At 38.0% G+C, this 26322-nt stretch carries 28 protein-coding genes and 1 pseudogene (1 of these 29 running past the window's edge); 14 read left to right on the top strand and 15 right to left on the bottom strand.

Features of this window, described 5'->3' with window-relative positions:
* Positions 1–32: 32 nt before the first annotated feature.
* Positions 33–878: an RteC domain-containing protein gene (locus BN8061_RS05300; RefSeq protein ID WP_068597127.1), complete on the bottom strand. Its 846-nt coding sequence runs from the start codon at positions 876–878 to the stop codon at positions 33–35.
* A 413-nt stretch (positions 879–1291) separates the two neighbouring features.
* Between BN8061_RS05300 and BN8061_RS05295 the strand changes: the two genes are divergently transcribed.
* Together BN8061_RS05295 and BN8061_RS05290 are read left to right on the top strand one after the other, a co-directional pair.
* Positions 1292–2368 carry a hypothetical protein gene (locus BN8061_RS05295; protein ID WP_068597125.1) on the top strand — a complete coding sequence of 359 codons (1077 nt, stop codon included), beginning with the start codon at positions 1292–1294 and terminating at the stop codon, positions 2366–2368.
* A complete protein-coding gene (locus BN8061_RS05290) occupies positions 2352–2969 on the top strand; it encodes a hypothetical protein (protein ID WP_154662263.1) in 618 nt (205 codons plus the stop codon). Before BN8061_RS05295 ends, BN8061_RS05290 begins: the two co-directional genes overlap by 17 nt.
* Here BN8061_RS05290 and BN8061_RS05285 read toward each other — a convergent pair.
* From BN8061_RS05285 to BN8061_RS05275, 3 genes are all read right to left on the bottom strand, one after another.
* Positions 2882–3466, bottom strand: coding sequence for a 5-formyltetrahydrofolate cyclo-ligase (locus BN8061_RS05285; protein ID WP_068597121.1), 585 nt, complete (start codon positions 3464–3466; stop codon positions 2882–2884). The two genes, BN8061_RS05290 and BN8061_RS05285, sit on opposite strands and share 88 nt — an antisense overlap.
* A 79-nt stretch (positions 3467–3545) precedes the next feature.
* A complete protein-coding gene (locus tag BN8061_RS05280; protein ID WP_068597119.1) occupies positions 3546–3776 on the bottom strand; it encodes a ferredoxin in 231 nt (76 codons plus the stop codon).
* Between the two features lie 13 nt (positions 3777–3789).
* A complete protein-coding gene (locus tag BN8061_RS05275) occupies positions 3790–5082 on the bottom strand; it encodes a peptidase U32 family protein (RefSeq protein ID WP_068597117.1) in 1293 nt (430 codons plus the stop codon).
* Positions 5083–5175: 93 nt separating this feature from the next.
* On the opposite strand from BN8061_RS05275, the gene BN8061_RS05270 reads away from it, so the two are divergent.
* Entirely contained in the window at positions 5176–5949 is a 774-nt protein-coding gene (locus tag BN8061_RS05270) for a TrmH family RNA methyltransferase (protein WP_068597115.1), read from the top strand.
* An 8-nt stretch (positions 5950–5957) separates the two neighbouring features.
* On the opposite strand, the pseudogene BN8061_RS05265 reads toward BN8061_RS05270, so the two are convergent.
* Positions 5958–6263: pseudogene (locus tag BN8061_RS05265) on the bottom strand (helix-turn-helix domain-containing protein); the annotation flags it as partial.
* Between the two features lie 438 nt (positions 6264–6701).
* Between BN8061_RS05265 and BN8061_RS05260 the strand changes: the two are divergent.
* On the top strand, positions 6702–6989 hold the full coding sequence (locus tag BN8061_RS05260) for a hypothetical protein (protein ID WP_068597111.1): 288 nt from the start codon (positions 6702–6704) through the stop codon (positions 6987–6989).
* A gap of 44 nt (positions 6990–7033) precedes the next feature.
* The gene (locus BN8061_RS05255; protein ID WP_154662262.1) at positions 7034–7627 is read left to right on the top strand and encodes a hypothetical protein; all 594 of its coding nucleotides are present in this window, start codon (positions 7034–7036) and stop codon (positions 7625–7627) included.
* Between the two features lie 2 nt (positions 7628–7629).
* Here BN8061_RS05255 and recO read toward each other — a convergent pair whose 3' ends face one another.
* Genes recO through dprA form a run of 3 tightly spaced genes read right to left on the bottom strand, consistent with a single transcriptional unit; the run spans position 7630 to position 11781 of the window.
* Complete coding sequence (gene recO / locus BN8061_RS05250; protein WP_068597106.1) at positions 7630–8349, bottom strand: DNA repair protein RecO; 720 nt, start codon at positions 8347–8349, stop codon at positions 7630–7632.
* Positions 8349–10634, bottom strand: a complete 2286-nt coding sequence (porZ, locus tag BN8061_RS05245) for a type IX secretion system anionic LPS delivery protein PorZ (protein ID WP_068597104.1) — start codon at positions 10632–10634, stop codon at positions 8349–8351. The genes recO and porZ overlap by 1 nt, the downstream gene beginning before the upstream one ends.
* Positions 10635–10686: 52 nt before the next feature.
* Entirely contained in the window at positions 10687–11781 is a 1095-nt protein-coding gene (gene dprA / locus BN8061_RS05240) for a DNA-processing protein DprA (RefSeq protein WP_068597102.1), read from the bottom strand.
* Positions 11782–11845: 64 nt separating this feature from the next.
* On the opposite strand from dprA, the gene BN8061_RS05235 reads away from it, so the two are divergent.
* From BN8061_RS05235 to BN8061_RS05225, 3 genes are read left to right on the top strand one after another with little or no spacing between them, the layout of a single operon-like run.
* Entirely contained in the window at positions 11846–12781 is a 936-nt protein-coding gene (locus BN8061_RS05235; RefSeq protein ID WP_068597100.1) for an HU domain-containing protein, read from the top strand.
* A gap of 48 nt (positions 12782–12829) precedes the next feature.
* Positions 12830–13351 carry an acyl-CoA thioesterase gene (locus tag BN8061_RS05230; protein ID WP_068597099.1) on the top strand — a complete coding sequence of 174 codons (522 nt, stop codon included), beginning with the start codon at positions 12830–12832 and terminating at the stop codon, positions 13349–13351.
* Between the two features lie 13 nt (positions 13352–13364).
* Entirely contained in the window at positions 13365–14837 is a 1473-nt protein-coding gene (locus BN8061_RS05225; protein ID WP_068597097.1) for a T9SS type A sorting domain-containing protein, read from the top strand.
* 47 nt (positions 14838–14884) lie between these two features.
* Here BN8061_RS05225 and BN8061_RS05220 read toward each other — a convergent pair whose 3' ends face one another.
* On the bottom strand, positions 14885–15775 hold the full coding sequence (locus BN8061_RS05220; RefSeq protein ID WP_068597095.1) for a 3-hydroxyacyl-CoA dehydrogenase family protein: 891 nt from the start codon (positions 15773–15775) through the stop codon (positions 14885–14887).
* Positions 15776–15777: 2 nt separating this feature from the next.
* Positions 15778–16776, bottom strand: a complete 999-nt coding sequence (locus tag BN8061_RS05215) for a Gfo/Idh/MocA family protein (protein WP_068597093.1) — start codon at positions 16774–16776, stop codon at positions 15778–15780.
* 71 nt (positions 16777–16847) lie between these two features.
* On the opposite strand from BN8061_RS05215, the gene BN8061_RS05210 reads away from it, so the two are divergent.
* Positions 16848–17495: a protein-L-isoaspartate(D-aspartate) O-methyltransferase gene (locus BN8061_RS05210; protein ID WP_068597092.1), complete on the top strand. Its 648-nt coding sequence runs from the start codon at positions 16848–16850 to the stop codon at positions 17493–17495.
* 119 nt (positions 17496–17614) lie between these two features.
* Here BN8061_RS05210 and BN8061_RS05205 read toward each other — a convergent pair whose 3' ends face one another.
* Positions 17615–19096 carry an OmpA family protein gene (locus tag BN8061_RS05205; RefSeq protein WP_068597090.1) on the bottom strand — a complete coding sequence of 494 codons (1482 nt, stop codon included), beginning with the start codon at positions 19094–19096 and terminating at the stop codon, positions 17615–17617.
* A 55-nt stretch (positions 19097–19151) separates the two neighbouring features.
* Complete coding sequence (gene smpB / locus BN8061_RS05200) at positions 19152–19604, bottom strand: SsrA-binding protein SmpB (RefSeq protein WP_068597088.1); 453 nt, start codon at positions 19602–19604, stop codon at positions 19152–19154.
* A 69-nt stretch (positions 19605–19673) separates the two neighbouring features.
* Between smpB and BN8061_RS05195 the strand changes: the two genes are divergently transcribed.
* Positions 19674–21299 (top strand): ABC-F family ATP-binding cassette domain-containing protein, encoded by a 1626-nt coding sequence (locus tag BN8061_RS05195; RefSeq protein ID WP_068597086.1) that lies wholly within the window; start codon positions 19674–19676, stop codon positions 21297–21299.
* Positions 21300–21401: 102 nt separating this feature from the next.
* Positions 21402–21974, top strand: a complete 573-nt coding sequence (gene nadD, locus BN8061_RS05190) for a nicotinate (nicotinamide) nucleotide adenylyltransferase (protein ID WP_068597084.1) — start codon at positions 21402–21404, stop codon at positions 21972–21974.
* A gap of 47 nt (positions 21975–22021) precedes the next feature.
* On the opposite strand, the gene BN8061_RS05185 is transcribed toward nadD, so the two are convergent.
* Genes BN8061_RS05185 through pth form a run of 3 tightly spaced genes read right to left on the bottom strand, consistent with a single transcriptional unit; the run spans position 22022 to position 23266 of the window.
* Entirely contained in the window at positions 22022–22243 is a 222-nt protein-coding gene (locus BN8061_RS05185; protein WP_068597082.1) for a DUF3820 family protein, read from the bottom strand.
* A 2-nt stretch (positions 22244–22245) separates the two neighbouring features.
* A complete protein-coding gene (locus BN8061_RS05180; protein ID WP_068597080.1) occupies positions 22246–22710 on the bottom strand; it encodes a rhodanese-like domain-containing protein in 465 nt (154 codons plus the stop codon).
* Positions 22700–23266, bottom strand: coding sequence for an aminoacyl-tRNA hydrolase (gene pth / locus BN8061_RS05175; protein WP_068597076.1), 567 nt, complete (start codon positions 23264–23266; stop codon positions 22700–22702). Before pth ends, BN8061_RS05180 begins: the two co-directional genes overlap by 11 nt.
* Positions 23267–23345: 79 nt before the next feature.
* Here pth and BN8061_RS05170 point away from each other — a divergent pair, with 79 nt between their 5' ends.
* The 3 genes from BN8061_RS05170 to BN8061_RS05160 form a co-directional block, all read left to right on the top strand.
* The gene (locus BN8061_RS05170; protein WP_068597074.1) at positions 23346–23876 is read left to right on the top strand and encodes a TlpA family protein disulfide reductase; all 531 of its coding nucleotides are present in this window, start codon (positions 23346–23348) and stop codon (positions 23874–23876) included.
* Positions 23877–24015: 139 nt separating this feature from the next.
* The gene (gene gshB, locus BN8061_RS05165; protein WP_094745864.1) at positions 24016–25011 is read left to right on the top strand and encodes a glutathione synthase; all 996 of its coding nucleotides are present in this window, start codon (positions 24016–24018) and stop codon (positions 25009–25011) included.
* A protein-coding gene (locus BN8061_RS05160; RefSeq protein WP_068597072.1) for a flavohemoglobin expression-modulating QEGLA motif protein crosses the window boundary here: on the top strand, positions 24998–26322 show its 5' portion. The gene runs 679 nt beyond the window's last position; the window shows 1325 of its 2004 coding nt (coding positions 1–1325); it begins with the start codon at positions 24998–25000; the stop codon falls past the right edge of the window. Before gshB ends, BN8061_RS05160 begins: the two co-directional genes overlap by 14 nt.

Genomic DNA, 26322 nt, shown 5'->3' with positions numbered 1-26322 from the left:
TGTACTGCTTTGAACTTACTGTTTTAATTTAGCTAAAGGTCTTTATCCATATATTCTTCGAGGGATATTTTGAGTTGGTCTAAAAATGCCGTTCGGGAACCGCTTCGTGTTTTCATTCTATGGAAAGCATGATGTATGTCCTTTAATGGAGTCTGGAACAGGACTTGAAAGATCAATGCCATTTTCCGAATACCGATATTTCCGTGTGAAATGGAATTTGAAGCATACAGGGCGTATATCAGCTCAATAAGAGCATTTTGAGAATTTGTCCACGAAATATCTTTGTTTGTATCCCCATTCATTAAAATCATATCAGGGTTTTCTCCGGGGTTTATTTTGGCAAGCAGGTAAGTATAAAGCAATTCATTTGCTATAATATAGGCTATTTTGTTATCGTAATATGTTGAGAAACTAAGGTCAATTTCAAATACGCCACTCTTTAACCCTTCATGATAGTTGATTTGTCCGAGCCTGAAATAACTATGATCACGGTCCGTTCTACCTGCACGGTAATATCTGTAAAAATCCCGATTGCAAATACTGTCTTTATATTCTGCTTTGAGAATTTTTAATTGACTTTCAAAATAGCTATGATATATTTTACCCTTACTCATAGGGCAGGAAGTTTCAATACGGAATACTTTGTTGTAGTAAATGAGCTTTCCTAAAACCTGTGGTTTGATATTCTTGAAGAAGTCAATCTCCTGTTGTTCATTCGCAAAGTTATCCCGAATTATTTTAGCCTTTATTGTAGCCAGCATTTCGTTTAAGAACAAGGTCATTTGGTATGCCTCGTCTGTCGTTACCATCATTTTGGAAGATAGCTTATCTTCCTGATGTCGAATTTTCGATAATATTTTACTCAACACGATTTCCATAGGATAGTCTTTTAGAAGTTCTCACTACTTGTTTCGGAGTTGCATCTATTGTAGATATGCCAAAATTTGGAAATAATATTGAATTAAACCTCACAGTAATCCCCCAGTGTGGGGATTTTTTTTATTTTTTGGATATGGATAACCATTAAAAAAGGTAAAGTACGTAACTGTACTTTACCCATTATTTATTACATTTGCATTAATGATTTACAAGGTAATCCAATGAAAGCAAGTGCAGTAAGCACCATTACTAAATCGTTACCGATAGAGCTTCCCACTCTTGTAAACTACTCTTTATTAACCGTTTTAGGTTAAATTAATCTTTTTTTAATAAAAAAAGAAAGCCTATTTTGACAGAACAAAAGCACAATGGGAAATAATTTTTACTTTTGTAAAGAAAAACAAGCGAAGGTTTGAGCAAATTCACAGACAAAGAAATATTCGATTTATTGAAAGATTCGGTTGCAAGAAAATTTTTGCAAGAGAATTCTGCTCAATCAAATGATGTAACCCATTGGCGAGGAGTCGACATTACCACTTTTCAAGAAGATTTGTTGGATAAGACCAAATCTACGGTGAGCGAAAAATGGTTTTATACCTATTTCAAATCAGAATTCAAGAAATTACCGCGAATCGACATGCTAAATTTGCTTGCTCAATATTGCGGTTACCGAAATTGGGCACAGTACGTGCATAAAAAAGAAGTAGAAGTTTTTGGCAAACCCGAAAAACCAAAATTAGACCTCATCGAACAACCCACCTCGCTAGAATCGGAACCGATTGAGGCAAGGCAGAATATTGAAGTGAGGGAAGAACCAAGCATCGAAAATAAATCCAATCCTATCCCAAGTCCTGTAGAGGCTACGCCCAAAACAAAGTTGTCTAAATGGTTTGGCTACGGATTAGGAATAATGATTTTGGTTGGCGGATTGGCAATTGGGGCGTTTCAACTGTTCAAAGATCCTACCTACGAATTTTGTTTCATCGACTCGGATCGTACTTCACGCATTACCACGCCCATAGAAGTTACCATTCTGCGCGAAGGTTTTACCCCTTTGGTGTTGAATACCAATACAGGTTGCGTATCATTCGAGAGTCCACGAGACACCTTGTATATGGCGGTAAGCTCACCCTATCATAAGGTAGACACGCTGAAAATCAATTTGAAAAATTATACCAAAGCAGAAAACATTGTTTTGAATGCCGACGATTACAAAGTCATGTTGCATTATTATTCGAATTCTGCCAAGGACTTGAAAGAACGCGTGAAGAAACTCAACCAGATGATCGACGACAATGCATTGATTTATCAGGTATACGACAACGATGTATTTGGCGTAGAAATCTTATCGAAACAGCAATACATCAACCTGATGACTTTGCCAACAACCACCCTAAAAAATTATACCTTGATTGAATCGGAGCGAAACAAACAAGGTAAAATCGTTAAACTAAAATTCAAAATCCAACACGATGAAACTGATGAATAAATTCTGCTCTCAACTCCTGCTCATCGCACTGTGTATGGTGATTTTCTCTTGTAAGAAAGATTCAACTTATTCTGGTGATTATAATTTAGAAGAAATAAAATCGTACAAAAACGAAGCTTCTACACTGAATACTAAAATGGATTCTGCACAAGCCATCGACTTCATCAGCAAACAAAAACTACGCGAATTTTACGAATTGTCTACGCTGGCGATCAATTCTAACGACTCTACGGTATCGCAAATGTTGTGGGAGCAGTTGAAAACCTATTTCCCAAAAACAGACTCGATGAAGATCAAAAGCATTTTGGAAGAGATGAAGGCAAAAAATGTAAAATTTGCCTCGATCGAAAACCTGAAAATTCAAAACCTTGAAGAGCAAAGCGATACGGTAAAAAAGATAAATTATACCGTAAACTATTTTGCCGAAAGCAAAAAACTGGTCGAGTCGAACAACCGCATTTCTATTGCAGTTCTGAAACTGGAGCCCATCAAATTCAAAAAAGAATTTAAGTTTTACTTCAAAACCTTGGACGACAAAGCATCGAACGACACAATTCCGCTTGGCGATACCATCAGATCCAACGGCACATCGCCCAGGTGAATATCTTCGATCTTCTCGATTGGTTCGAAGTAACTTAGCCCAATTTTCAAAAAGTCAGAATCAGCCGCTGCAAAAAAACGGTCGTAATATCCGCCACCATACCCTACTCTATTCCCTTGTAAATCAACCACAAACAACGGAGTGAAAACTGCATCTATTTCTCGACTCGCTATCAAACGATAATCAATCGGTTCTGGAATGTCAAACGCTTTGAGCGTCGTAGAAAAATCCGGTTTTATCTCGGCATTCAACAGCTCTGTTCCTTCGACAATTGGCACCACAACGCGCTTGTTTTGCTCAAAAAGATAATCGATAATCGGATAAGTATTGATTTCGTTATTTTTCTCGATGGGTAAAAAAATATGAAACACTTCTACATCATTCAGGTTGAAGGATTTAATCCACCGAAGAATCTCTTCACTTTTAGCATTCACTTCTTGATCTGAAAAAGCTTTTCTACGAATTCTAAATAATTTACGTGCCTCGTTTTTGGTCATAGAAAAAGATTTGGTACTAAATTACATAAAACCTTGCTAAAACTCCACAAAAAAACCATCACTTAGGATGGTTCGAATTTTATATTTCTTTCACTGATATAATGTTTACCGGACAAGCCTTCGCTGCTCGTTCGCAGCTGTCATAAATACTATGGTCTGGGTCTTTAAGGGTAAAAAAACCTTTTTTTTCTACCGATTTTAGCAAGACCGATTTCCCGTCTTTTTTCGACATCCTGAAGCGTTCTGGAGCCAGCTCGTAACAATAATTACAACCGACGCATTTATCTCTTTGTAAGGTGATGATGACCATTGATGTACAAATTTTAGTGCGAATAAGCTCCTTCTTCTACATTGTTTTGCTGGGTGCCAGGTTGTTCTACTTTTACCAGTTTGTACAATTTATCAGACGGTCTTATTCTGAAATCCATCGGAATGGTTATGCTATCCCCTTTTGTTGCCAAATCAGATTTCACATCATCGACCATCATTTCGGTCACCACCATTTCTTTTGCGCCAGTTGTTGGTCCAGTCACCAAGATGGTATCGCCAACCTTCAAATCATAAGCTTCTATGGTGAATTGCCCAATATTGGCTTTTGGGAAGAAGTGATAACCTTTACCAATATAGACTTTCTTTTGGGTTGCCATAGAACCTGGCACAGCAGACCATTCCCCTAATTTCTGACCCAAATAATATCCAGACCAAAAACCACGGTTGTAAACGGTTTGCAATAAGCCCATCCAATAGTCTACTTTTTCTTTCGAGTAGGTTCCGTCGGCAATGGCATCTATTGCTTCACGATAACAGCGAATCACCGTTGCCACGTATTCTGGCGCGCGGCCACGACCTTCGATTTTCAGTACCTTCACACCTGCATCTACCACCTCGTCTAAGAATTCCATGGTGCATAAATCTTTTGGCGACATCATATACTCGTTATCCAATTCGATTTCGAAACCAGATTCTTGGTCGATTACGGTGTATTTTTTTCGACAATTTTGCTTGCATGCTCCTCTATTTGCCGATGAGTTGTGCGAGTGCAAACTCAAATAGCACTTCCCAGAAACAGCCATACACAAGGCACCGTGACCGAAAATTTCTATTTCTACAAGATTTCCGTTTGGTCCTTTTACTTGTTCTTTTTCTATCTGTTCGGTAATTTTTTTCACCTGTTTCAGACTCAATTCACGAGACAAAACCATGGTATCGGCAAACATCGCGTAAAACTTCACCGTCTCTATGTTGGTCACATTGATTTGTGTCGAAATATGCACTTCCATTCCAATTTGTCTGGCATAGGCGATTACCGATTGATCCATAGCAATCACTGCCGTGATGTTGGCTTCTTTGGCTTTGTCTAATAAAATTTTGATCAACGACAAATCATGATCGTAAATTATAGTATTGAGGGTAAGGTACGAACGTACGCCTTTCTCTTCGCAACGTTTCACAATCTCGGACAAATCGTCCATGGTGAAATTTATCGATGCACGAGCTCGCATATTCAGCTGTTCTACCCCAAAATATACAGAATCTGCCCCATTATCGAGTGCGGCTTGCAACGATTCGAAATTTCCTGCTGGAGCCATCAACTCCATTTTTCCTGATTTGGTCATACGAAAATTTATTTCAGTTGGCAAAGTTACAAAATTTGTAAGAGAATGAGCCGATTAATTGTTTCGCAAAATGGAATGCGTTAATTTTGCGCTATGCAAATCGAAAGTGTTCAAAATCCGAGAATAAAAAACATTATCAAACTTCAAGAGAAATCTCGCGAACGCAAAAATCAGGGTGTTTTTATGGTCGAGGGAATTCAGGAGAATGAATTGGCACTGAAAGCTGGTTTCGAAGCGGTAGAGTTTTATATATGCCCATCGATTTATCCCAACGAATACCCTTTGCCAAAGGTGAAGCAATTTGAAATCAGCGCTACCGTTTTCGAAAAAATAGCATACAGAAAAACGACGGGCGGCATTATCGGCATTTATAAGACGAAATCGGTTGCACTCCACAAACTCCAATTACCCGAAAACGCTTTGATTTTGGTTTTGGAAGCGGTCGAAAAACCCGGAAATTTAGGAGCAGTTTTGCGTACAGCAGACGGTGCAAATGTAGACGCCGTGATAGTTTGCGACGAAACGGTTGATTTCTATAATCCGAATGTGATACGCTCTTCGGTCGGAACTTTGTTTACCAACCAAATCGCTTCGGGTAGCAAAGAAGAAGTTTTACATTTCTTGAAAAACAATAACATACAAATCGTTTCTACTTTTTTACGAGACAATACCAAAAGTTTGTACGAGGTGGATTTCAAATCTTCTTCGGCGATTGTATTGGGAACCGAAGCCACGGGTTTATCTGATTTTTGGGCTGATGAGTCGGATGTGTTGATCAAAATTCCAATGTTGGGCTTTGTAGATTCGCTCAATGTAAGCAATGCAGCTGCGATTTGTGTTTATGAAGCGGTGAGACAAAGACTGTAGTAATATAATTATTTGTCCAACTGCTCTAACTTCTCTTCTAATAATCGAATTATGTTATCCTTTTCTTCTAATCTTTTTTCTAATTGCTCAATTAATTTATCGGAAGTGTGATAATGACGAATAATACCATTTTCACCATCTTGTTGGTTTTTCTGATGAAAAACAAATCCTTTTTGAGCTAATAGTTCATATAAATCCAAGTCATAATACTCATACATTTTGGAAAGTAAATCAATAGCAGGTTTACTTTTATCACTCTCCATGTTGGATAACGTTTTTTGAGATATATTTAGCAAATCGGCAACCTCCTGTTGAGATAGCTTTTTTTAATTCCTTTCCTCTATTTAAGCTCGCTCCTATATTCATACAAACTTTGTTTAAACCAAAAAAAGTAATATTTTACTATCATTCAGTAAAAAAACACTAAAATGAAAAAAGTTATTCGTTTTTTTTGATTAAATTTAAAAATCTTTAAACCATGAGAAAACATTTTTATTATTTATGATGTTTATTGCAACATCTTTATTATTAAACTCTTGCTCAAATGATGAGTTTGAACTAGAAAACTTTGAGAGTAATAAAAAAAATTAAGTTTAAAAGAATTTTCAGATTATGTGAAAAGTGATTCAGAAAAGTTCTTTTTAAAAAACACTAAAACTTTAGATTATTCTGATTTAGTAGTATAAAACTCTGAACTATCGAATAAACCAGATGTCCAAGAAAAAATTCGAATTAGATTTAGATGGTCTGGGTTGGGAGGAAATGCTGGCTGTGAATTTCCATTGGGAATATGGGTAACAATCAGCATTGAACAATCAGAAATTTCCATGCTAGATACCAACGCTACAATTTACAAAGTAGATGACAAATTAGCTATAGTACCAGAAACGATAGATAATGGATTGACAAGTGATGATTATTTACCAATCTATTCAGATGTATATGGTAATGATAGTTTAACCATTAAAGCTGGGATTTACAAGGCATTTTATGATGAAATTAATGATCAATATACTATAATTGTAGACAGAATAATTTAATTTAAAAACGACAATTCTAAAAAGAATTGCCGTTTCTTTTTTATATGAAAAAAATAATCCTTTTTTTAATAGTTACGCTGACAATTTTCTCCTGCACAAGAATGCTTTCTAATTTGTATGGCGTTAGAGAAATTAACGTGTTTGATGAATCGGAAGTTGAAAAGTTTTATCAAAAAATAGAACATTCAACCACCAATCTCATTATTGATTCTAAAGATTTCTATGAATTATCGAAAATAGAAACAAATGAACTGAGAACGAACGACCTTACTCAACCAATACAAATTTTATATTTTGAAGAAAATAAATTATCATCCTTTCATGCAAATTGTTATGCAAAAGCAAAGTTGAATGGGTTTTTAGATTGGAATACAAACAATAGATTTGACACTTTTATTCCACAATCTGCTATAAATCCTGCTAATTTTGAAATCGAATGGAATCATTATTCTAAAAAAATACCAAAATTAAATTCCGACAAAAAATATAAAGTACTTATTCTTTGGACCTTGATGTTAGAAAAACAATCAAACGAAGCTATAAACACTGTTACCCAGAATTTGAATAAGTTTAACAAACAAGATTCTATCAATTTATATTTAATCAATATAGACAACGCATTTATAACCGCTAAATAACCTCAACTAAAAATCTCGTGCAAGACTTCTAAAGATTTGGGTTGGAAAAAATTGGGCAGATGAATTTGATAATACTTCATCAACAACTGCAACAATTCTCTTCTTTGCGATTGATTAAAGGCTGTCGATTGATTTTCTCTAAAATCCAATTGCAATAAAGCTTTCCAAAGTTGAGTCTGAGTATGGGTAAGATGTTCTACATGAACAGATTCTGAAGTGAAAACACCATTTTCTAAATCGAAATAATCTTGCTCCATTTCATCAATATTCGGAAAAAAACCTAGAAACTTAGTCAGTTGCATCAAAAACCAAAGATGAAAATCTGCGTAATTTTTTTCTCGTTCATCGAACCGAATCAGGTTTTCTTCTATATAACGATACAGCAAAGCGTTGCTTTCTTCTTCTTTGAGAACCATTTGTAGCATTTCTGCCAAGAACATCACCATGGTCGACTTTATGGGGTTGTAATGCAATTCTTTGTAGACCGACAAAAGTTGAGGCGCCCTGAGGTGAATGAGTGTAGATTGCGTTTTGTTTTTTTGTACAAAAGACAATTCCAACTCGTTGAGTGGAAAGTAGAGTGCTGGCGATTTTTTTTTGCTGAAAGCACCTTTCACCATGAAAGATTTCAAACCAAAATCGAGCGTATAGATTTTGGCGATAAGACTTGTTTCGCCGTACTTCAACGTGCTCAATACCAAGCCTTTTGTTTTGACCTCCATTAGCGCACGACAGCTATTTTCAGCGTTTTGGTTTCTTGTCCATCTTGGTTGGTCAACAGAACCAAATATATACCAGACGCCACCAATTTACCTTTCAGATTTCTTGTATCCCACTCCGCAATGCCACCAGAAGCTCTTGTTTCGTAAACCAGATTTCCTACAACATCTGTAATTTTTACATCGGCACGATTGGGTAAGCCTTTTATGGTGACTTTGCCGTTGAAACCTGGACGAACGGGATTTGGATATGCATAAGCATTATCGAAGCCTTCGCCAGTTTGCCCAACATCGCCACGGTAAGCTACCACGCCTTTTTCGGTAGCAAAATAAACATATCCTGTGCTTGGATCTACATCGATTTCCTTCACTTCGTCTGATGGTAGAGGCGAGTTTTTCTTGGTAAAATGCAAGGCTGTTTGTTCGCCATTGTCTGAAAAATAATAGGCTCCCGAACCGCTTGTGGCAGTCCATTTTCGGTTGGCATTATCAACCTTAAAACTGTTGATTTTGACATCGGTGAGCAGTGCTTCGTATAAGCCATCTTGCGAAATTACGATCGGTTCTGTCATGAAATCACCCGATTCTACAGCATAGCTTGGGCTTCTCAACACCCTCAGCCCTCGATCGGTGCCTATCCATAAAGTACCCGAACGATCGATGGCAGTTGCCCATACATTACCAGAGGGCAAATCGTTGTCTGTAAAAATCGTATAAACATGATTCAGGTTTTGTTTGTCCATGACCACCACGCCACCGTTGCGCGATCCTGGAATCCATAAATGGGTTTGATCTAATGCAGGTTTCCGAGCCGATGTGAGTCGATTTTTGCTTTGAATTACCGTTTTACTCTGCCAAGAATTTCCGCTTCGTTTCGATACCGAAACGCTACTCCAAAGGGTTTCACCCGACTCTTCGGCAAAGGAAGAAACCACGTACAAATCTCCATTTTCGTCATATTGCGCGCCGCCGAGGCGATATCTCCAAGTCAGGGGTGAGGTGATATGATTTACATTATACTGATCTGCGTCGGTCATCGTGATTTCGAAACCTCCTATTCTATTTTTTTTCTCCGATGTATCGTATTCGTACCAAGAGGACACAAAAAACTGTTTATCATCGAGCGGATTCACTGTGACGTGCAGTAAATCTTTCCCACCAAAAAAATCTTTTTCGGAATCGAAATGCATCCATTTTTCACCATTGAAATGAAATAATCCATCTGCGTTTGCGGTAACATCGCTATAGTCTATGGTTGCCCCACCCGGAGCAATCCAAACTTTAGAATTGAGGGCTGTCACCGACCACGATTTGTTATTGTATGGACCATCTGGCATGAAGCCTTTTTTGTTTTCTTTCATTAGGGCGTTGTCAAACTCGATCAGCCCATGATGCGTAGTTCCACCATAAAATTTCCCGTTTAAGACAATTCCGGTTTCAAATTCAATTTTATCTAAGACAATTTCTTTAGAATCCCTTTCACCGTTCCAAAAAACGACCTCTTCATTTTGTCCGACAGCAATATAATCTCCATTTACATTCAACGATTTTGGAAACTCGTCAACGCTGAATAAGGTTGGCAATTCTTTCCCGTTTATCCTGAAAATATTTTGCCAATGATTTCCGATTACCTCCTCTCGATAGATCGAAAGATGTTGAAACCCTTCTTCTTTGCGTAAATAAGTCCAACGCGCATCATTAAAATTCGGGTAGTTGACGCCGTCTACCAACTTGGAGTGATGCAAACCACTTTCTGATGCAACGTATAAATCATCTCCCAAAACCGCCGTTTCGAATACTTTGAGGCGTTTACCGTTTTCATTAAAAAAGGTAGTTTCGATAAATTCGAAGCGTTCTAATGAAAAACTTGCGATACCAAAATCACCAGCAATCATCGCTTTGTTGTCGTAGATAAAAATGTCGTTCACGGCTTTGGATCCCTGAAACGTATTCCAAGGAATGTCGAGGATATATTTGGTTTTGCCGTCATGCAAAATATCGATCGAACCGTTTTCGTAACCAATCATCATCATGCCTAGCTCGGCATTGTAGTCCATGGCGGTAATTCCTACATCGTGTAATAGATTTACTTTGCTGAATTTTTGAGTTTCGTAGGTAGTCGGATTGAAAGCAAAAATCCCATTCTCTGCTGCGCAATACAATATACCGTCGACTTCCTTTATATGGCTTACATGAGCATAAGAAAACAGATCAACCCATCGAGTATCGGTATTCTGCGCATGAAGTAAACTCGAAATGCTTATCAAAAAGTAAAGTAAATTTTTCATACCCAACAAAAGTAGCTAGTTATTCTCTAAACGCAAGAAAGGCAAAAGAATTTTAATACAATTCAAAAAATTTTCCTGGCAACGGTTTCACCACCATTTTGAGTTCCAAATCTAATAAAATGGGTAATAATTGATAGGTGTATTGACCAGACAAATTGGCCAATTGGTCGAGGTGTAATTTCTGATGCGCCTTCAACAAATCTAGAATCTTCGTTTCGTTGACTGTAAGCTCAGCAAAAAGCGATGCTTGTGCTTGTTTTGTGATTTTAGAAGAATTTAAATCTAATTGATAAAGCAAATCTTCGGCGCGCTCTATCAGGTAAGCTTGATGCGATTTGATCAAATGATTGTTGCCTTTACTCATTTCATCGTTCAACCGACCGGGCAGAGCAAAAACATCTCGGTTGTAGTCGTTTGCAAATTTTGCAGTAACCAACGCTCCGCCAGAAAAAGCCGATTCTACCACAATTGTTGCATCAGCCAACCCGGCGATGATACGATTGCGTTGTAAGAAATTTTCGGGCACAATGGCTTGTTGCGAATTGTATTCGGATATCCATCCGCCAGTATCGAGTATAGCTTCGGCTTCTTTTTTATGTTGAGAAGGATAAATTTTACCCAAATGATGAGCCAAAATAGCCCAATTGGGCAAACCAACTTCCAACGCCATGCGGTGTGCTTGTATATCGCAACCATAGGCCAAACCGCTAATGATGTTGAGTTCATAATTTCTCAAATCTTCTAGCAATGTTTGGATAAACATGCCTCCGTAAGCCGTCATTTTGCGAGAGCCCACAATCGCAATTGATTTTGGATGCTTTAGCAAATTTCCTTTGTAATAAAGCACAAGTGGAGCATCGACACATTCTTTCAACAAGGCAGGATACTCATCTTGAAAATAAGACACCACTTTTATTTGATTTTGCAGGCAAAAATCCAATTCTTTTTCAGCTTGTTCCAAAAGATTTGGACTACCGATATCCTTTAAAGCTTTGAGCGGAATGGAAGGTTGAGGATGAATTGTTGATAACTTTTTGTTCCACACGTTTTCGGCTGTAGAGTGGCTTTTTATCAACTGTTTGCTAAAAATAGGACCTAAACCTTTACAGAATGTGAGGGCAATTTGGTATTTCAAATCATTTAACATAACTTTAAAGTTAAGAAAAACTTAGTACTTTTGTCTACTAAAGTTTCAATTCAATTTTGAATTTATGAAAATAGAAAATCAAATCAAAGCATTATTATTGCAACACGATTGTGTAATTGTACCAAGTTTTGGCGCTTTTTTGGCACAAAAAAAATCTGCTATGCTCAATGCTTCGAACAATGAGTTTCGACCTCCATATAAAGAAATTTCTTTCAATGCCTCTTTGAAAAACAACGATGGTTTATTGGTCAATCATATCCAACAAACGACGCAATGTTCGTACGACCAAGCAATGGAAATGATTCAAAACCAAGTGAAATTTTGGAGAGAACATCTTTTTGCAGGTAAAGAATTGGATCTCAATGGAATTGGAACGATCAAATTGAACGATGTAAACGCCTTGGAATTCATTCCAAATCAAGAGAATTTCTTGTTGAGTAGCTACGGTTTGCCCGTGGTAAAGGCGAATTATATTTTAGAAAATGAAATTTCTGAAACTTCATCTACCAGAAAATATTCAGGATTATTGGCTGCAGCCTCTATTTTACCAATCCTTATCGGAGGTTTTTTATACTTCAACACTCCGCAACCTGTAAAAACTTTTGTTGATGAGCAATGGAGTGGCATTGTGCTCCCGATGATTGGTAAAGAGAAAGTTGCGACGGTAGAAGCAGAGCAAAAAACAGTACTCATCGATCATTTACCGCAGTTGAAAACGAGTGTGAAATCGGAGACCAATAAGACCCAAACTTTTGTGGTGAACACAGCGCAGGCAACTAAGCATTATCAGGTTGTTGCAGGATCTTTCAAACGATTAGAAGAAGCCGAGCTTGCTATACAGAACCTAAAAAATCAGGGATATTCACAAGCGGGAATGGTTTACAAGAAAGGTAGCTATTTTTATGTAAACTACAATGCATTCGACAACGAAGCCGAAGCTAGAGCATTTCTGAATAAAATTCATGAGCACGACAAAGCTGCTTGGATTAGAACAAATTGATATCAAATATTTTTTAGACCTTTGCCACAATCACAAAGGTCTTTTTTTATGCAAAAATCTAAAACAGCAAAAGAATCATTAGCAGTAATGACGAACCTTGTCTTACCCAATGAAATCAACACCTTGAATAATATGTTTGGAGGCGAACTTTTGGCTCGCATGGATAGAATCTCTTCTATTTCTGCCAAAACACATTCGCAAAGTTATCAGGTTGTGACAGCCAGCGTCAACCATGTTTCGTTCGATAAACCGATTCCGCTCGGAAGCACGGTGAGATTAGAATCGAAAGTTACGCGTGCCTTCTCGACTTCGATGGAGGTCTATGTCGATGTTTTTATCTACGATTACAATAACGGTTGTTACAACAAAACCAATAGCGGAATCTATACTTTTGTCGCTGTAGATGAGCAAAACAAACCGATAAAAGTACCAGAACTGATCCCCGAAACCGAATTGGAAATAGAACGATACGAAGCTGCACTCAGAAGAAAACAACTCAGCTTGGTTTTGGCTGGACGCATGAAACCAGCTGAAGCAGAAGAATTGAAAGCATTATTTTTTAACTCTTAAAAATTTATTTTATATGAAAAAATATCTACTAATCGGATTTTTAGGGTACTCGCCATTAGCATTCTCGCAATATGTTTCACCTGGAACAGGAATTACCCTCAAAATTCAGGACATTGCAGAGGCCGATCCCACAGCGGTCTCGTTGGTCGAGGGTGAAAGTTCGGCATATTTTATTCATCAAAACATCACGATTTCGGCAAACGACACTTTTGTATTGGACGAAGATTTGACGTTTTATTTCAAAGACGATGTGCTTTGGACGGTTGCCGGAACAATCAATTTACAAGCTCCGAAAAAAGCTGTGTTTACGGTAGAAAATGACACAATCAAATATCAAGGTTTTCGACTAGAGCAGGGTTCGAACACTATACTCAAAAACATTTCGATTTTTTATAGTGGAGGAATCAGAGCGTTGGGAGGTGACTTTGTAGCAGATAATTGTAATTTTAGCAATACACATTCTGGCATATCAACTGGCGGTGTATTGTCGTTCAGTAGAGGTGTTCCTGTTATAAAAAATTCGCGATTCCAGAACAACGAAACTCCAGCTATTGGCTCTGCCGCCAATGCGAATGTAGGATTGGTTTTCGAAAACAATTATTTGTACAACAACAATTCGGGCAATACGAATAGACCACAAATCAACATGGGACCAAGTGGAGAGGGACAAATTCAATACATCAGAAACAATACCATCATTGGAAATCGAGAAAACACACGAGTAGGTGGAATTGCCTCTTCGAGCTTATTGGGAGCAGATAATACTGCCGTGATTGAGGGCAACACCATCAAAGATAATCGTTATGGAATTACATTGGTTGGCGTGCATTCTGGAGGTGAAATTATTGGAAATACAATTGTGAATAACGATTCTGAAGGCATCCCGAATATTGGTGGAAGCGGAATCTCTATTTCACAAATAGCTGAAAGCCCACTGAAAGAAATCAAAATTTTCGACAATTATATAAGCGGTCATCTTTGGGGAATAACTTTGATCGGAAACGGAACCAAAATAAATCTTGGGGATGAGAATCGCAGCGGAGAAAATATCATCATCGAAAATGGAAATAATGAAGTACCCTATGCACTGTACAACAACTCTGCAAATGATGTAACAGCACAAGGAAATTTTTGGACAAACAAGCAAGATGCAACAGCCGCAGATGTTGAAGCAGTCATCTTTCATCAGGCCGATGACGCATTATTGGGTTGGGTAGATTATAGTAATTTCTATATTAATTTGGCGACAGAGAATGTTTCCAAACTTCAGTTTGAAATTTATCCAAATCCGGTAGACAATGTCTTAAACATTCAATCGGGTCTTGAACTTGTTACGGTAGAAATCATCAATGCAAACGGGCAAGTTGTGTTACAGTCTAAAAAGACGAACGCAATCGCTGTAAATACTCTCGCGCCCGGAGTGTATTTAGTGAAAATTACGGATATATCGGGTAACCGAAGCGTTCAGAAATTCATCAAGAAATAGCATAAAAAAACTCGCTTTGCAGCGAGTTTTTTTTATACCTTAAACTATTATTTAGCAAATTGTGCTGCTAATTTCTCTGCTTTTTTCGATTCGCTATAATCATAGAAACCTTCGCCCGATTTTACGCCTTTCTTACCTGCTGTTACCATGTTTACCAACAGTGGGCAAGGCGCGTACTTTGGATTCTTGAATCCGTCGTACAACACTTCTAAAATCGAAAGACATACATCTAACCCTATGAAATCTGCCAATTGCAATGGTCCCATTGGATGCGCCATTCCCAACTTCATCACTTCGTCTATTTCTTTCACTCCGGCAACGCCTTCGTACAGAGAATAGATAGCTTCGTTGATCATTGGCATTAAAATACGATTGGCGATGAAACCTGGGTAATCGTTTACCTCTACTGGAATTTTGTTCAGCTTTTTCGAAATCTCCATGATTTGTTTTGTAACCTCGTCTGTTGTACTGTAACCACGAATGATTTCGACCAACTTCATGACCGGTACTGGATTCATAAAATGCATTCCGATTACTTTTTCTGGACGATTGGTCACCGATGCTATTTTGGTAATCGAGATCGAAGAAGTGTTGGTTGCCAGAATTGCATTGGCAGGTGCCACCTCGTCTAGTTGTTTGAAAATTTTCAATTTCAAATCCATGTTTTCTGTTGCTGCCTCTACTATCAAATCTGCATTTTTGGCTGCCTCTGCAGTATCGGTAAAGCTTGTAATATTGGCTAAAGTTGCTTTTTTATCCCCTTCGGTGATTGTTCCTTTTGTCAACATTCGGTCGAGATTTGTCGAGATTGTTTTCAATCCTTTACCCAATGCTTCTTCCGAAATGTCTACCAAGTTTACGGTGAATCCTGATTGGGCAAAAACGTGTGCAATACCATTTCCCATTGTTCCGGCTCCAATTACTGTAATATTTTTCATTATTATTTGGTTTGTTTGTTTATGATTTGTTTTTGATTATTTTCAAAATATTGAATGATTTCAAGAGCGAGTTTCAGCGCATTTCGCCCGTCTTCAAGGCTTACTTTTATTGGTGAATTTTGTGTTATAGCATCTGCAAAAGATTCCAATTCGTCCAAAATAGCATTGTTCAAATGTATCGAAGGATGTTCGAACAAGATTTCTTTTTTTTCTCCTTTATCATTTTCCAAAATCATAGCAAAATCATTCGGTGTTTCGGGTGCATCTTGCATTTTGATGATTTCGGTTTTCTTTTCTAAAAAGTCTATCGAGATGTAAGCATTTCGTTGAAACACGCGCATTTTACGCATGTTTTTCATCGACATACGACTGGTTGAGACGTTTACTACACAGCCATTTTCGAATTCGATGCGTGCATTGCTTATATCTGGTGTATCGCTTATCACCGCTACTCCACTCGATTTGATATCTGCTATAGGCGAATTGACTATCGATAAGATAATGTCCAAATCATGAATCATCAAATCTAAAACAACTGGCACGTCTGTTCCTCTCGGATTGAACTCTGCTAATCGATGAGATTCGATGAACAACGGTTCTGTAATGAATTCTCTTGCAGCGAGAAAAGCTGGATTGAATCGTTCTACATGCCCAACTTGTGCTTTTAATTGATGTTTGTTGCACAAATCGATTAGATAATTAGCCTCTTCTAGTGTGTTGGTAATGGGTTTTTCTATAAAGAAATGTTTTCGTTCTTCTATCGCTTTCAAGGCTACTTCGTAATGCGACAAAGTGGGCGTAACGATATCGACTACATCTACCGCACGAATCAGGTCCATCATATTGGCGTAATATCGATAGCCGAATTCTTGTTCTACCTGTTGTCCATTGGTTGCAGAGGTGTCATAAAAACCAACCAATTGATATTTATCGGACTGATTTAAAAGTTTGAGGTGAATTTTCCCGAGATGTCCAGCACCGATTACTCCGACTTTTAACATACAAAAATATTTGCGTTAAAAATAGTGAGTTTTTAGTACTTTTTATTGCAATTTTGTAAAAAAAATGGAACATGCCGATAGATGAATTTAAGCACAAAGGAAAACGAAAACAACTTATAGAAACCTTACATAAAAAGGGTATTGAGGATGAAAATGTTTTGCTGGCTATGAATATGATTCCTCGACATCTATTTATAGATAGCGCTTTCGAGGAATTTGCTTATCGAGACGAAGCGTTTCCGATTGCGGCTGGTCAAACGATTTCTCATCCTTACACCGTTGCATTTCAAACATCTTTGTTACACGTCAACAAGGGTGAAAAAATTTTAGAAATTGGTACGGGCAGCGGGTATCAAACAGCTGTTTTGGTTGCCATGGGTGCTGATGTTTATACAATAGAGCGACAAAAGGAATTGTTCGATTTTTCTAGAATCATCTTGAATAAAATCAAGTTCAAGCCTAAATATCAAACATTTGGAGATGGTTACAAGGGTTTGCCTGCCTTTGCTCCTTTCGACAAGATTATTGTAACGGCTGGCGCGCCTGAATTGCCACAAGAATTATTGAAGCAGTTGCGTATAGGCGGTATTCTTGTTATCCCGATTGGCAAAGTAAATCAAAAGATGTATACCTATCTTCGTTTGAATGAAAATGATTTTGAGGTTTTGGAATTTGGTGATTACCAATTTGTACCCATGTTGGAAAGCACGAATAAGTGATGGGGTAATGAGTGATGAGTTATAAATGATAAGTGATGAGTTTTTGGATGAAGTTTGAAATTCATTAAAAAAAAATCCACCTCTTGCGAGGTGGATTTTTGTTGATATATCAAATCGAATTATTTCTTTTTGATAGTCGTTGTAGTTGTCACTTCTTTTGGTAACAATTCTACACGACGGTTTTGTTGCCAACAAGTTTCGTTCTCTTCCTTACATAGTAAGTTAGATTCACCTAATCCACGTGGCGTTAATCTATCTGCGTTAACACCTTGAGCTTTCAATGCGTTTACGATAGCTTTTGCACGTCTGTCAGATAATTTCTTGTTGTAAGCAGCTGTACCTCTTTGGTCAGTGTGTCCGTCTACATAGAAATCTTTATCTCTGAAGTCTTCAGATTTCAAGATGTTTGCAGCTTTGATCACGTCTCTTTCAGATTCTGGAATAATTTTATCTGAGTTGTACTCGAACAAGATTGCAGATAAAGCACGAGTTACGTGTTCAATTTTCCAAGGACAACCGTTGTTTTCAGCTGGACCTTTTTCTGTTGGACATTCATCATCTTTATCTGGAATTCCGTCACCGTCTGTGTCTGGACAACCTTGGAATTGTGGCAATCCTGGTTCTGTAGGACAAGCATCATCTTTATCTGGAATTCCGTCACCGTCTGTATCTGGCCAAGGACATCCATTGTTTTCAGCTGGACCAGCTACTGTAGGACATTCGTCTAAGTTATCTGGAATACCATCACCGTCTGTATCTGGACATCCGTTGTATTCAGCTACACCTGGTACATCTGGACATGCATCTAAGTGATCTGGAATACCGTCACCGTCGCGGTCTGGACATCCGTTGGTTGCAGGATCATCTGTTTTGATACCGAAATCATCTGGACATGCATCTTCATCATCTGGAATACCATCACCATCGCGGTCTCTGTTACCGAAACGGAAAGTAACTCCTACAGTGTGTTGGAAGAAGTCGAAGTAATCTGCTCCAGTTGAAGGAATCCAGTTGTAATCAGAAGCTACATTCAAACCGAAGTTTTTAGTAAACCAGAAGTTGATTCCAGCCCCTCCTTGTAATGCAAAGTGATTTTTTTCTGCTTCTGCATCAGGATTGTTCAATAAATCTACATACTCTTTGTCTGATTGTCCTTGGTATGCTACCCATGGTTTGTCACCTAAGCTAGTATAGTCGTAACGGTGGTAACTTGCTCCAACTCTTAAATATGGATCGAACCAAGAGTTTTCGTTTAAGATATACCCGTTAGCAAATTTGTAGCGCAAACCTAAGCCTGCATTGATGAATAATTCATCATCGATTTTCAATCTTTTGTTATCGATCTCACCAACAGAAGCTGTCAAATCAACATCAAAAGAACGGTTAACGTTACGAATTACAGACAATTTAGAAAGTGGAGGTACGATGCTCCAGTTATCTGTATCAAAGTAGTGATTAAAAGCACCACGTACCGCCTTATGGTCGGTTGCGTGTGCCCCTACCGTAATTGCCCAAGGATTCTGAGAATTTTGAGCATCTACAAATGTGCTACCCGCAACGAATAGCATAACTGTAGACAATAATAGATTAAACTTTTTCATTATCAAACATTTAGTGTATTTTACAATTCAAATATATAAAAAATAATAAGCAAATTTAAGAATTCTTTATGATTCTATCCAAATCTCTTTTTAAATCTTTTCCCTTGAGCGTCTCTCGTTTGTCGTAAAGCTTCTTTCCTCGTGCGAGATAAATCTTTACTTTTGCCAACCCTTTATTGTTGATATACAACGCAGTAGGAACAATCGTCATCCCAGATTCTTTGGTTTTGCGGTCTATTTTTTTTAATTCTTTTTTTTCTAATAACAATTTTCGATCACGCTTGGTTTTGTGATTATAATGAGTTCCCCAGTCATATTCATCAATAAACATATTGATAATAAAGAGTTCTCCATCCTTCATTTGGCAAAAACTATCGACAATCGAAGCTTTGCCCATCCGAATCGATTTTATTTCGGTTCCGAATAATTGAATTCCTGCATCAAAAGATTCCAAAAGCTCGTACTCGAACCGAGCTCGTTTATTTTTTATCACTATCTCTTTTACCACCGCGAAAAATTAATCCAATATAAATTCGTAACTTTGCCGTTAATTTAAACAAACATTATACCAAAAATTATGTTAAATGTTTCTAATCTGTCGCTACAGTTCGGCAAACGTGTACTTTTCGACGAAGTTAATATAAAATTTACAAATGGCAATTGTTATGGTATTATTGGTGCCAATGGTGCGGGTAAGTCTACTTTCCTCAAAATTTTATCGGGGCAAATCGATCCTACTTCCGGACAAGTATCGTTAGAAAAAGGCAAAAGAATGTCGGTCTTGGAGCAAGACCACTTTAAATATGATGAATTCACCGTGTTGGATACGGTGCTTCGAGGCAACAAGGTTTTGTATGATATCAAAGAACGCATGGATGCCTTGTATGCAAAACCAGATTTCTCTGAAGAAGACGGTATAAAAGCTGGCGAACTCGGTATACAATACGAAGAAATGGGCGGTTGGAATGCAGAAACCGACGCTTCTACCCTATTGTCTAATGTAGGAATAGAGCCCGATATGCATTATACCCTAATGGGCGATCTCGACAACAAAGCGAAAGTTCGTATTTTGATTGCGCAAGCGCTTTTTGGTAACCCCGATGTGCTGATTCTCGATGAGCCTACCAATGAGTTGGACGTGAATACGATTTCTTGGTTAGAAGAGTTCTTGGCAAACTACGAAAATACTGTGATTGTTGTTTCGCACGACCGTCACTTCTTAGACGCGGTTTGTACCCATATTTGCGATTTAGATTTCGGGAAGCTTAATTTGTTTAGCGGAAACTATACGTTTTGGTACCAATCTTCGCAATTAGCAGCAAAACAACGAGCGCAACAAAACAAAAAAGCCGAAGAAAAGAAAAAAGAACTTCAAGAGTTTATCGCTCGCTTCTCTTCTAACGTTGCAAAAGCTAAACAGGCTACTGCGCGTAAGAAGATGATCGAGAAACTGAACATAGAAGACATCAAACCGTCGTCTCGTAGATACCCAGCAATCATTTGGGAACAAGCCCGAGAGGCAGGAGACCAAATATTAGAAGTCAACAATTTATCGGTATCGGTCGATGGAGAAACCTTGTTTAAAGATCTCAACCTCAATTTGAAAAAAGGAGATAAAATCGGGGTTTTCTCTCGAAATTCGAAAGCCGTTACCGAATTCTTTGAGGTAATTACGGGCAACAGAAAACCCGATACTGGCGACTATACCTGGGGTATTACCACCACACAGGCTTACCTACCGTTAGACAACACTTCGTTCTTCAAAGAAGATATCAACTTGGTCGATTGGCTCCGTCAATACACCGATTCTGATGAAGAACGACACGAAGAATACATGCGTGGATTCTTGGGTAAAATGCTTTTCTCTGGCGACGAAGCCCTGAAAAAAGCTTCTGTTTTGTCGGGTGGTGAAAAAATGCGATGTATGTTTTCGCGCATGATGTTGTTACGTGCCAATGTTTTGATTATGGACGAGCCAACTGCTCACTTAGATTTGGAATCGATTACAGCCCTAAACAATTCTTTGCAAAATTTCAAAGGAACCTTGCTCATGGCTTCTCATGACCACGAATTGGTGCAAACGACCTGTAACCGAATCATCGAACTCACGCCAAACGGCATTATCGATCGTTATATGACTTATGACGAATTCTTAGAAGACGAAAAGGTGAAAGAATTGAAACAAAAATATTATAATAAATAATTTTTTAAAGAGCTTTGTATAAAGCTCTTTTTTTTTGGAATAGCATTTGATTTTTTTATATCAGACAGCAAATTATTAGCTTGCAAATAAATATTTACATCAATGAAAGTAGGTTTGTATTTCGGTTCGTTCAATCCAATTCATATTGGTCATTTGATTATTGCCAATCATTTTCAGCAGTTTACAGATTTGGATCAAGTTTGGTTTGTCGTTTCGCCTCAAAATCCTTTCAAAGAGAAAAAATCTTTGGCAAGCGAATACAATCGGTTGGAAATGGTCGAACTTTCAATTCAAGATTATCCTAATTTACGAGCTTGCAACATCGAATTCAACTTACCAAAACCTTCTTATACGATAGACACCTTAATCTATTTGGAAGAAAAATATCCGAATTACGATTTTTCGTTGATCATGGGATCTGATAATATTTTGGGTATCCACAAATGGAAGAATGCCGAGCGATTGTTGGATCGATATAAAATTTATGTTTATCCACGACCAGGATTTCAAACCGATGTAAGCATCGGCAGTGTCGAGATAGTTGAAGCGCCACTGATGGAAATTTCGTCTACATTTATCCGAGACGCGATCAAACAAAAAATGAACATCCGCCCGATGTTACCGCCAAAAGTTTGGAATTATATCGATGGAAGTAATTTGTACAAAAACAGTTAATACCAAACGATCCAATTGCCTTTTTTCGGATTACGAATGCAGAAAATTTAAGTGTAAAGTTTTTTCAATTCGGTGATGATTTCTTCCAATCCGTTGAGTTTTATCTCGTAGACGGTTGCCAATAATTCGCCCAATTTCCCTTTTGGGAAGCCTCCTTTCGAAACAAACCATTCGAGATACGAAACCGGCAAATCGCACAGCAATCGACCTTCATATTTACCAAAAGGCATTTTGTAGCGAACAATATCTTTCAGTAACTCTTGGTTCATGCCTACTTGATTTCTATTCCGTCGGAAGACTCATCATCAAATTCCCAGGTGGTTTTCACGAGTGTTCCGCTGTAATCTCCTATACCATTTTCGAAACCAAACACTTTGGTAATTTTGGCAACTTTCAAGGCCTCTCTCGCCAAAAGCGCCTGATTTTTATCTTTTCCGTATACAAAATACATTTTTTTGGGATCGAGTAGCAGCAGACGATTGGCAAAATCATCGGCTTGTATATCCAAATTTATAGCATAGGGGATGTGCCCTTCGTTGTATTCTTCTTCGGTGCGCACATCGATCAAGATATGAAAGGGATCTTCAAAATTTACTCGGTTTGCGGTATTGATGTCTTTTGCGAGTAAATTTCCATATATCAGATCTAGTCGATCAATTGTTTTTTGATTGCTCGAACAAGACGTCGTCGCGATGCTACACAAAAGCATTATTATACCAAGAATTCTATTTACCATTGTACAGATTCATTGTATTATTCAAACCATTAAAAACAAATGAAAGTGCTGCGTCGCTTGCCAGTTTTACCCTTTCTTGAAAGGCGAGTTGCTCCTCTTCTGTCCATGCTCCCAACACATAATCTATTTGTTGACCTTTTAGAAATTTGTTTCCTACCCCAAATCGTAAACGCGGATAATTTGTGGTTTGCAATTTGTTCTGAATATCTTTCAACCCATTATGCCCTCCATCGCTCCCTTTTCCACGCATGCGCAGTGTGCCAAAAGGCAAATTCAGATCATCGGTTATAACCAATAGATTATCGATGGCAATGTTTTCTTTATTCAGCCAAAAGCGCACTGCATCGCCACTCAAATTCATATAGGTGTTCGGTTTTAAGACAACTATTGGTCTTGCTTTGAATTTGAATTGAGCTACTTCGCCAAAATTTGATGGAGAAAATGCAGCATCATTTCGTGCTACAATTTCTTCTACCACTTTGAATCCGATATTGTGACGTGTATTTGCATACTGTTCGCCAATATTTCCCAATCCTACGATTAAATATTTTTGCATGCGGTAAAATTAAGGGTTTCTTTCAAGATTTTTTCTAAACAATGTTACAAAATGGTATACAATTTGACAACCAAAAGGCATGAAATATCTTTTTGCATTATGCATCTTGGCAGTTGGCTTGGGATTGAATACCGCTCAAGCACAAAAAATTCCGCAAGAAAACAAAACTATTTTTTCGGAAGAAGCTCTCAATCAAAAAGTGTTGACGTTAGACAATGAGTCGATCGAACTTCGAGAAATTTTCGAACAGAACAAAGGCGAAATCATTGTTTTGGATATTTGGGCGACGTGGTGCAAAGATTGTATAGAGGGTCTACCGCAATTGCAAGCCCTACAAGCGCAAAATCCAGAGGTAATTTTCGTTTTTCTGTCTGTAGACCGCAAAAAAAACGCTTGGAAAAATGGAATTGAAAAATACCAGATTGCAGGAAAACATTATTGGTTCGATAGCGGTTGGAAAAATGATTTCAACAACTACATCGATCTCAATTGGGTGCCGCGTTATTTAGTGGTAAATCAACAAGGTGAAATTGCAAAATATTATGCTGTAAAAGCCAACGATCCAAGCATACAATCGACCTTGGACACCCTCAAACAAGTGAGGTTTTAAGTTTACATTTATAAAATAAGCCATCCCAATTTTACACGCGATGGCTTATTTTTTTATTAAATTTTTGATGGATATAAAATTAGATTTTTTTATCTCATCGTTTTAATTAAATTGCATAGACTTAAAACTAATATTTTATATGAAAATATGCTTCGTCATGTACCCTTGGGAAAGGGTGTTACCTAAGAAGGACACGACCATACGTTTGATTAAAGAATGCGTAGAAAGAGGCTACGAAGTGTCGATGGTTACCAAATCTGGGATTTCGCTTCAAAACGGCAAAGTCTTGGGTAAATGTCAGAAATTCATCGCCAAACCCAACATAGAGGATTGCAAAGAGTTTTACGAAACCATGCAATTCGAATCTTCTACTCAAGAATTGGTCAACTTCGATATCGTGTTTATGCGAGTAGATCCGCCAGTAGACAATTTGTTGCTGAACATTTTAGAACTAATCGAAGACGAAGTATTCTTTGTGAATAAAATTTCGGGCTTGCGAAAGGCTAATAACAAAATTTACGCAGCTTCATTCGACGATGGAACAGAAGAAGTGGTTCCTAGAACGCTGATTACGACAGAAGTTGAGTTGATTAAAAAATTTGTAGAAGGAAACGATTTCGAAAAGTTTATCGTAAAACCACTCGATGGAATGGGCGGAAAAGGCGTTATCTTGCTCGACCGCGAACACATGAGCAACCTTTCTTCTATCGCCGATTTTTATATTCACAACAGCGATACGATGAAAAAGCCAATCATTGTGCAGAACTATATCGAGGGTGCAGAAAATGGTGACATCCGCGCCATTGTGATCAATGGGGAGCCTATTGGCGCTATCAAAAGAATTCCTGCAGAAGGTGATCACCGTTCCAACATCAGCGCCGGAGGGAATTCGGTAAAACACGAACTCACCGAAAACGAGCTGAAACTGTGTCGTAGAATGGGAAACCAATTGGTGAAAGACGGCCTGTATATCTGCGGAATCGACATTATCAATGATAAAATGGTAGAGTTGAACGTGATGAGTCCGGGTGGAGTGTATCCGCACAACGAAGCCAACAATAATACCGAAATTCAGAAACAAATCATTTCTATGATTGTGGAAAAATATCAAGAATTGAAAAATGAAAAAGCTTAGTATCGAAAAAATAATCGAGAAGATCGAAAAAGAAGAATTGTTTGATGTTCTGGCAGAAGATGAATCTTTTCGTTTGCGTATCGATGAATATATTCCTTATGTCTGCGCCGCCATCCATAATGGTCACCAGCTACGTGAAGAACTTTTAGAAAAAACATTATTATCAGACTACGAACGTTGGTACGAAGAAGATCCGTTTACGGCAGATTTTGTGTCGCAATTTCCTATCCTCATACAAGGAAACGATTCGAGATTCGAATACGATTTGAATCGCAATCCAGACCATGCGGTATACGAAACTGCGTGGGGAAAAGAGTGTTGGAAAGAGCCGCTGACTACAGCCGAAAAAGAGCGCAGCCTCATCAAACACCACAATTTTTATAGGGTGGTTCATGCTTTGATTAATAAATTAGAATCCAAATTCAAGGCTTGTTTGGTCTACGATATCCATTCGTACAATTGGAAGCGTTGGGATCGAAAAGTGCCGGTTTTCAATATCGGATCAGAACTAATCAATCACGATCGATTTGATGAATACGTCGAACTTTGGAAGAATGAATTGAGCGAAATAAACCTTGGTGAAATCGAGAATGTTACGGCTGTCAATGATGTGTTCTACGGAAGAGGTTATTTGTTAGAATACCTTAGTAAAAATTTCGACAACACCCTTGTGCTGGCTACCGAAGTTTCTAAAATTTACTGCGACGAACTCACGGGCGAATCCTATCCAGAAATCATTTACATGATACGCGAAGGTTTCAAGACAGCGATCGTCAATCATGCGTTTGAATTTATAAAAAAAGAGACCAGCTTCAAAGTTTCGAATCAGGTCCATATTCTACACAACGAGCTAGAAAGCGATCTGATCAAAGTCGACAAAAAGTTGTATCAACTTGTCAAAGATTTCGAATTGTTATCGGTCATCAACCCAGTAAATCTCGAATTCGAGAAAATGAAGTTTTTTGCATCTAAATACAAATACGAACCCCAATTCAAATACAATCCCATCAATCTCGATCCATTAGAATTCAAACGAAAACTCACCTCGCTTCGCGTAGAACGAATAGACGATCCTAGCGTGCAAAAAATGTATATCGATACGATTGGAGCCTATATGGACAAGGTAGATCTGCTGGCAAATATCGGGACAGAAAAATTTCTTTATAATTCGTTACGTTATTTTGGAGAGCCTTCGCAAAACGATATCGACAATGCCAATTTCATTCTGTATTGTCCAGATTTTCGCCTCGATAAATTAGACGATTATAACGAACAAGAAGTTGTACAACTATTTGAGGATTCTACAAAAGA

Source organism: Vaginella massiliensis, assembly GCF_900089075.1.
Classification (GTDB): Bacteria; Bacteroidota; Bacteroidia; order Flavobacteriales; family Weeksellaceae; genus Weeksella; species Weeksella massiliensis_A.
Note: the sequence above shows the minus strand (reverse complement) of the source record. Positions and strands in the feature narration are given on the sequence as shown.

Excerpts from the sequence above, each read along its gene's own strand:
- BN8061_RS05290 (WP_154662263.1), top strand. The coding sequence starts at position 2,352 with ATGAAACTGATGAATAAATTCTGCTCTCAACTCCTGCTCATCGCACTG.
- BN8061_RS05195 (WP_068597086.1), top strand. The coding sequence starts at position 19,674 with ATGTTAAATGTTTCTAATCTGTCGCTACAGTTCGGCAAACGTGTACTT.
- BN8061_RS05255 (WP_154662262.1), top strand. The coding sequence starts at position 7,034 with ATGAAAAAAATAATCCTTTTTTTAATAGTTACGCTGACAATTTTCTCC.
- BN8061_RS05215 (WP_068597093.1), bottom strand. The coding sequence starts at position 16,776 with ATGTTAAAAGTCGGAGTAATCGGTGCTGGACATCTCGGGAAAATTCAC.
- porZ (WP_068597104.1), bottom strand. The coding sequence starts at position 10,634 with ATGAAAAATTTACTTTACTTTTTGATAAGCATTTCGAGTTTACTTCAT.
- nadD (WP_068597084.1), top strand. The coding sequence starts at position 21,402 with ATGAAAGTAGGTTTGTATTTCGGTTCGTTCAATCCAATTCATATTGGT.
- BN8061_RS05230 (WP_068597099.1), top strand. The coding sequence starts at position 12,830 with ATGCAAAAATCTAAAACAGCAAAAGAATCATTAGCAGTAATGACGAAC.
- BN8061_RS05225 (WP_068597097.1), top strand. The coding sequence starts at position 13,365 with ATGAAAAAATATCTACTAATCGGATTTTTAGGGTACTCGCCATTAGCA.
- BN8061_RS05170 (WP_068597074.1), top strand. The coding sequence starts at position 23,346 with ATGAAATATCTTTTTGCATTATGCATCTTGGCAGTTGGCTTGGGATTG.
- BN8061_RS05300 (WP_068597127.1), bottom strand. The coding sequence starts at position 878 with ATGGAAATCGTGTTGAGTAAAATATTATCGAAAATTCGACATCAGGAA.
- pth (WP_068597076.1), bottom strand. The coding sequence starts at position 23,266 with ATGCAAAAATATTTAATCGTAGGATTGGGAAATATTGGCGAACAGTAT.
- BN8061_RS05185 (WP_068597082.1), bottom strand. The coding sequence starts at position 22,243 with ATGAACCAAGAGTTACTGAAAGATATTGTTCGCTACAAAATGCCTTTT.
- BN8061_RS05220 (WP_068597095.1), bottom strand. The coding sequence starts at position 15,775 with ATGAAAAATATTACAGTAATTGGAGCCGGAACAATGGGAAATGGTATT.
- BN8061_RS05210 (WP_068597092.1), top strand. The coding sequence starts at position 16,848 with ATGCCGATAGATGAATTTAAGCACAAAGGAAAACGAAAACAACTTATA.
- BN8061_RS05270 (WP_068597115.1), top strand. The coding sequence starts at position 5,176 with ATGCAAATCGAAAGTGTTCAAAATCCGAGAATAAAAAACATTATCAAA.
- BN8061_RS05205 (WP_068597090.1), bottom strand. The coding sequence starts at position 19,096 with ATGAAAAAGTTTAATCTATTATTGTCTACAGTTATGCTATTCGTTGCG.
- recO (WP_068597106.1), bottom strand. The coding sequence starts at position 8,349 with ATGGAGGTCAAAACAAAAGGCTTGGTATTGAGCACGTTGAAGTACGGC.
- BN8061_RS05235 (WP_068597100.1), top strand. The coding sequence starts at position 11,846 with ATGAAAATAGAAAATCAAATCAAAGCATTATTATTGCAACACGATTGT.
- BN8061_RS05285 (WP_068597121.1), bottom strand. The coding sequence starts at position 3,466 with ATGACCAAAAACGAGGCACGTAAATTATTTAGAATTCGTAGAAAAGCT.
- gshB (WP_094745864.1), top strand. The coding sequence starts at position 24,016 with ATGAAAATATGCTTCGTCATGTACCCTTGGGAAAGGGTGTTACCTAAG.
- BN8061_RS05275 (WP_068597117.1), bottom strand. The coding sequence starts at position 5,082 with ATGACCAAATCAGGAAAAATGGAGTTGATGGCTCCAGCAGGAAATTTC.
- dprA (WP_068597102.1), bottom strand. The coding sequence starts at position 11,781 with ATGTTAAATGATTTGAAATACCAAATTGCCCTCACATTCTGTAAAGGT.
- BN8061_RS05180 (WP_068597080.1), bottom strand. The coding sequence starts at position 22,710 with ATGGTAAATAGAATTCTTGGTATAATAATGCTTTTGTGTAGCATCGCG.
- BN8061_RS05280 (WP_068597119.1), bottom strand. The coding sequence starts at position 3,776 with ATGGTCATCATCACCTTACAAAGAGATAAATGCGTCGGTTGTAATTAT.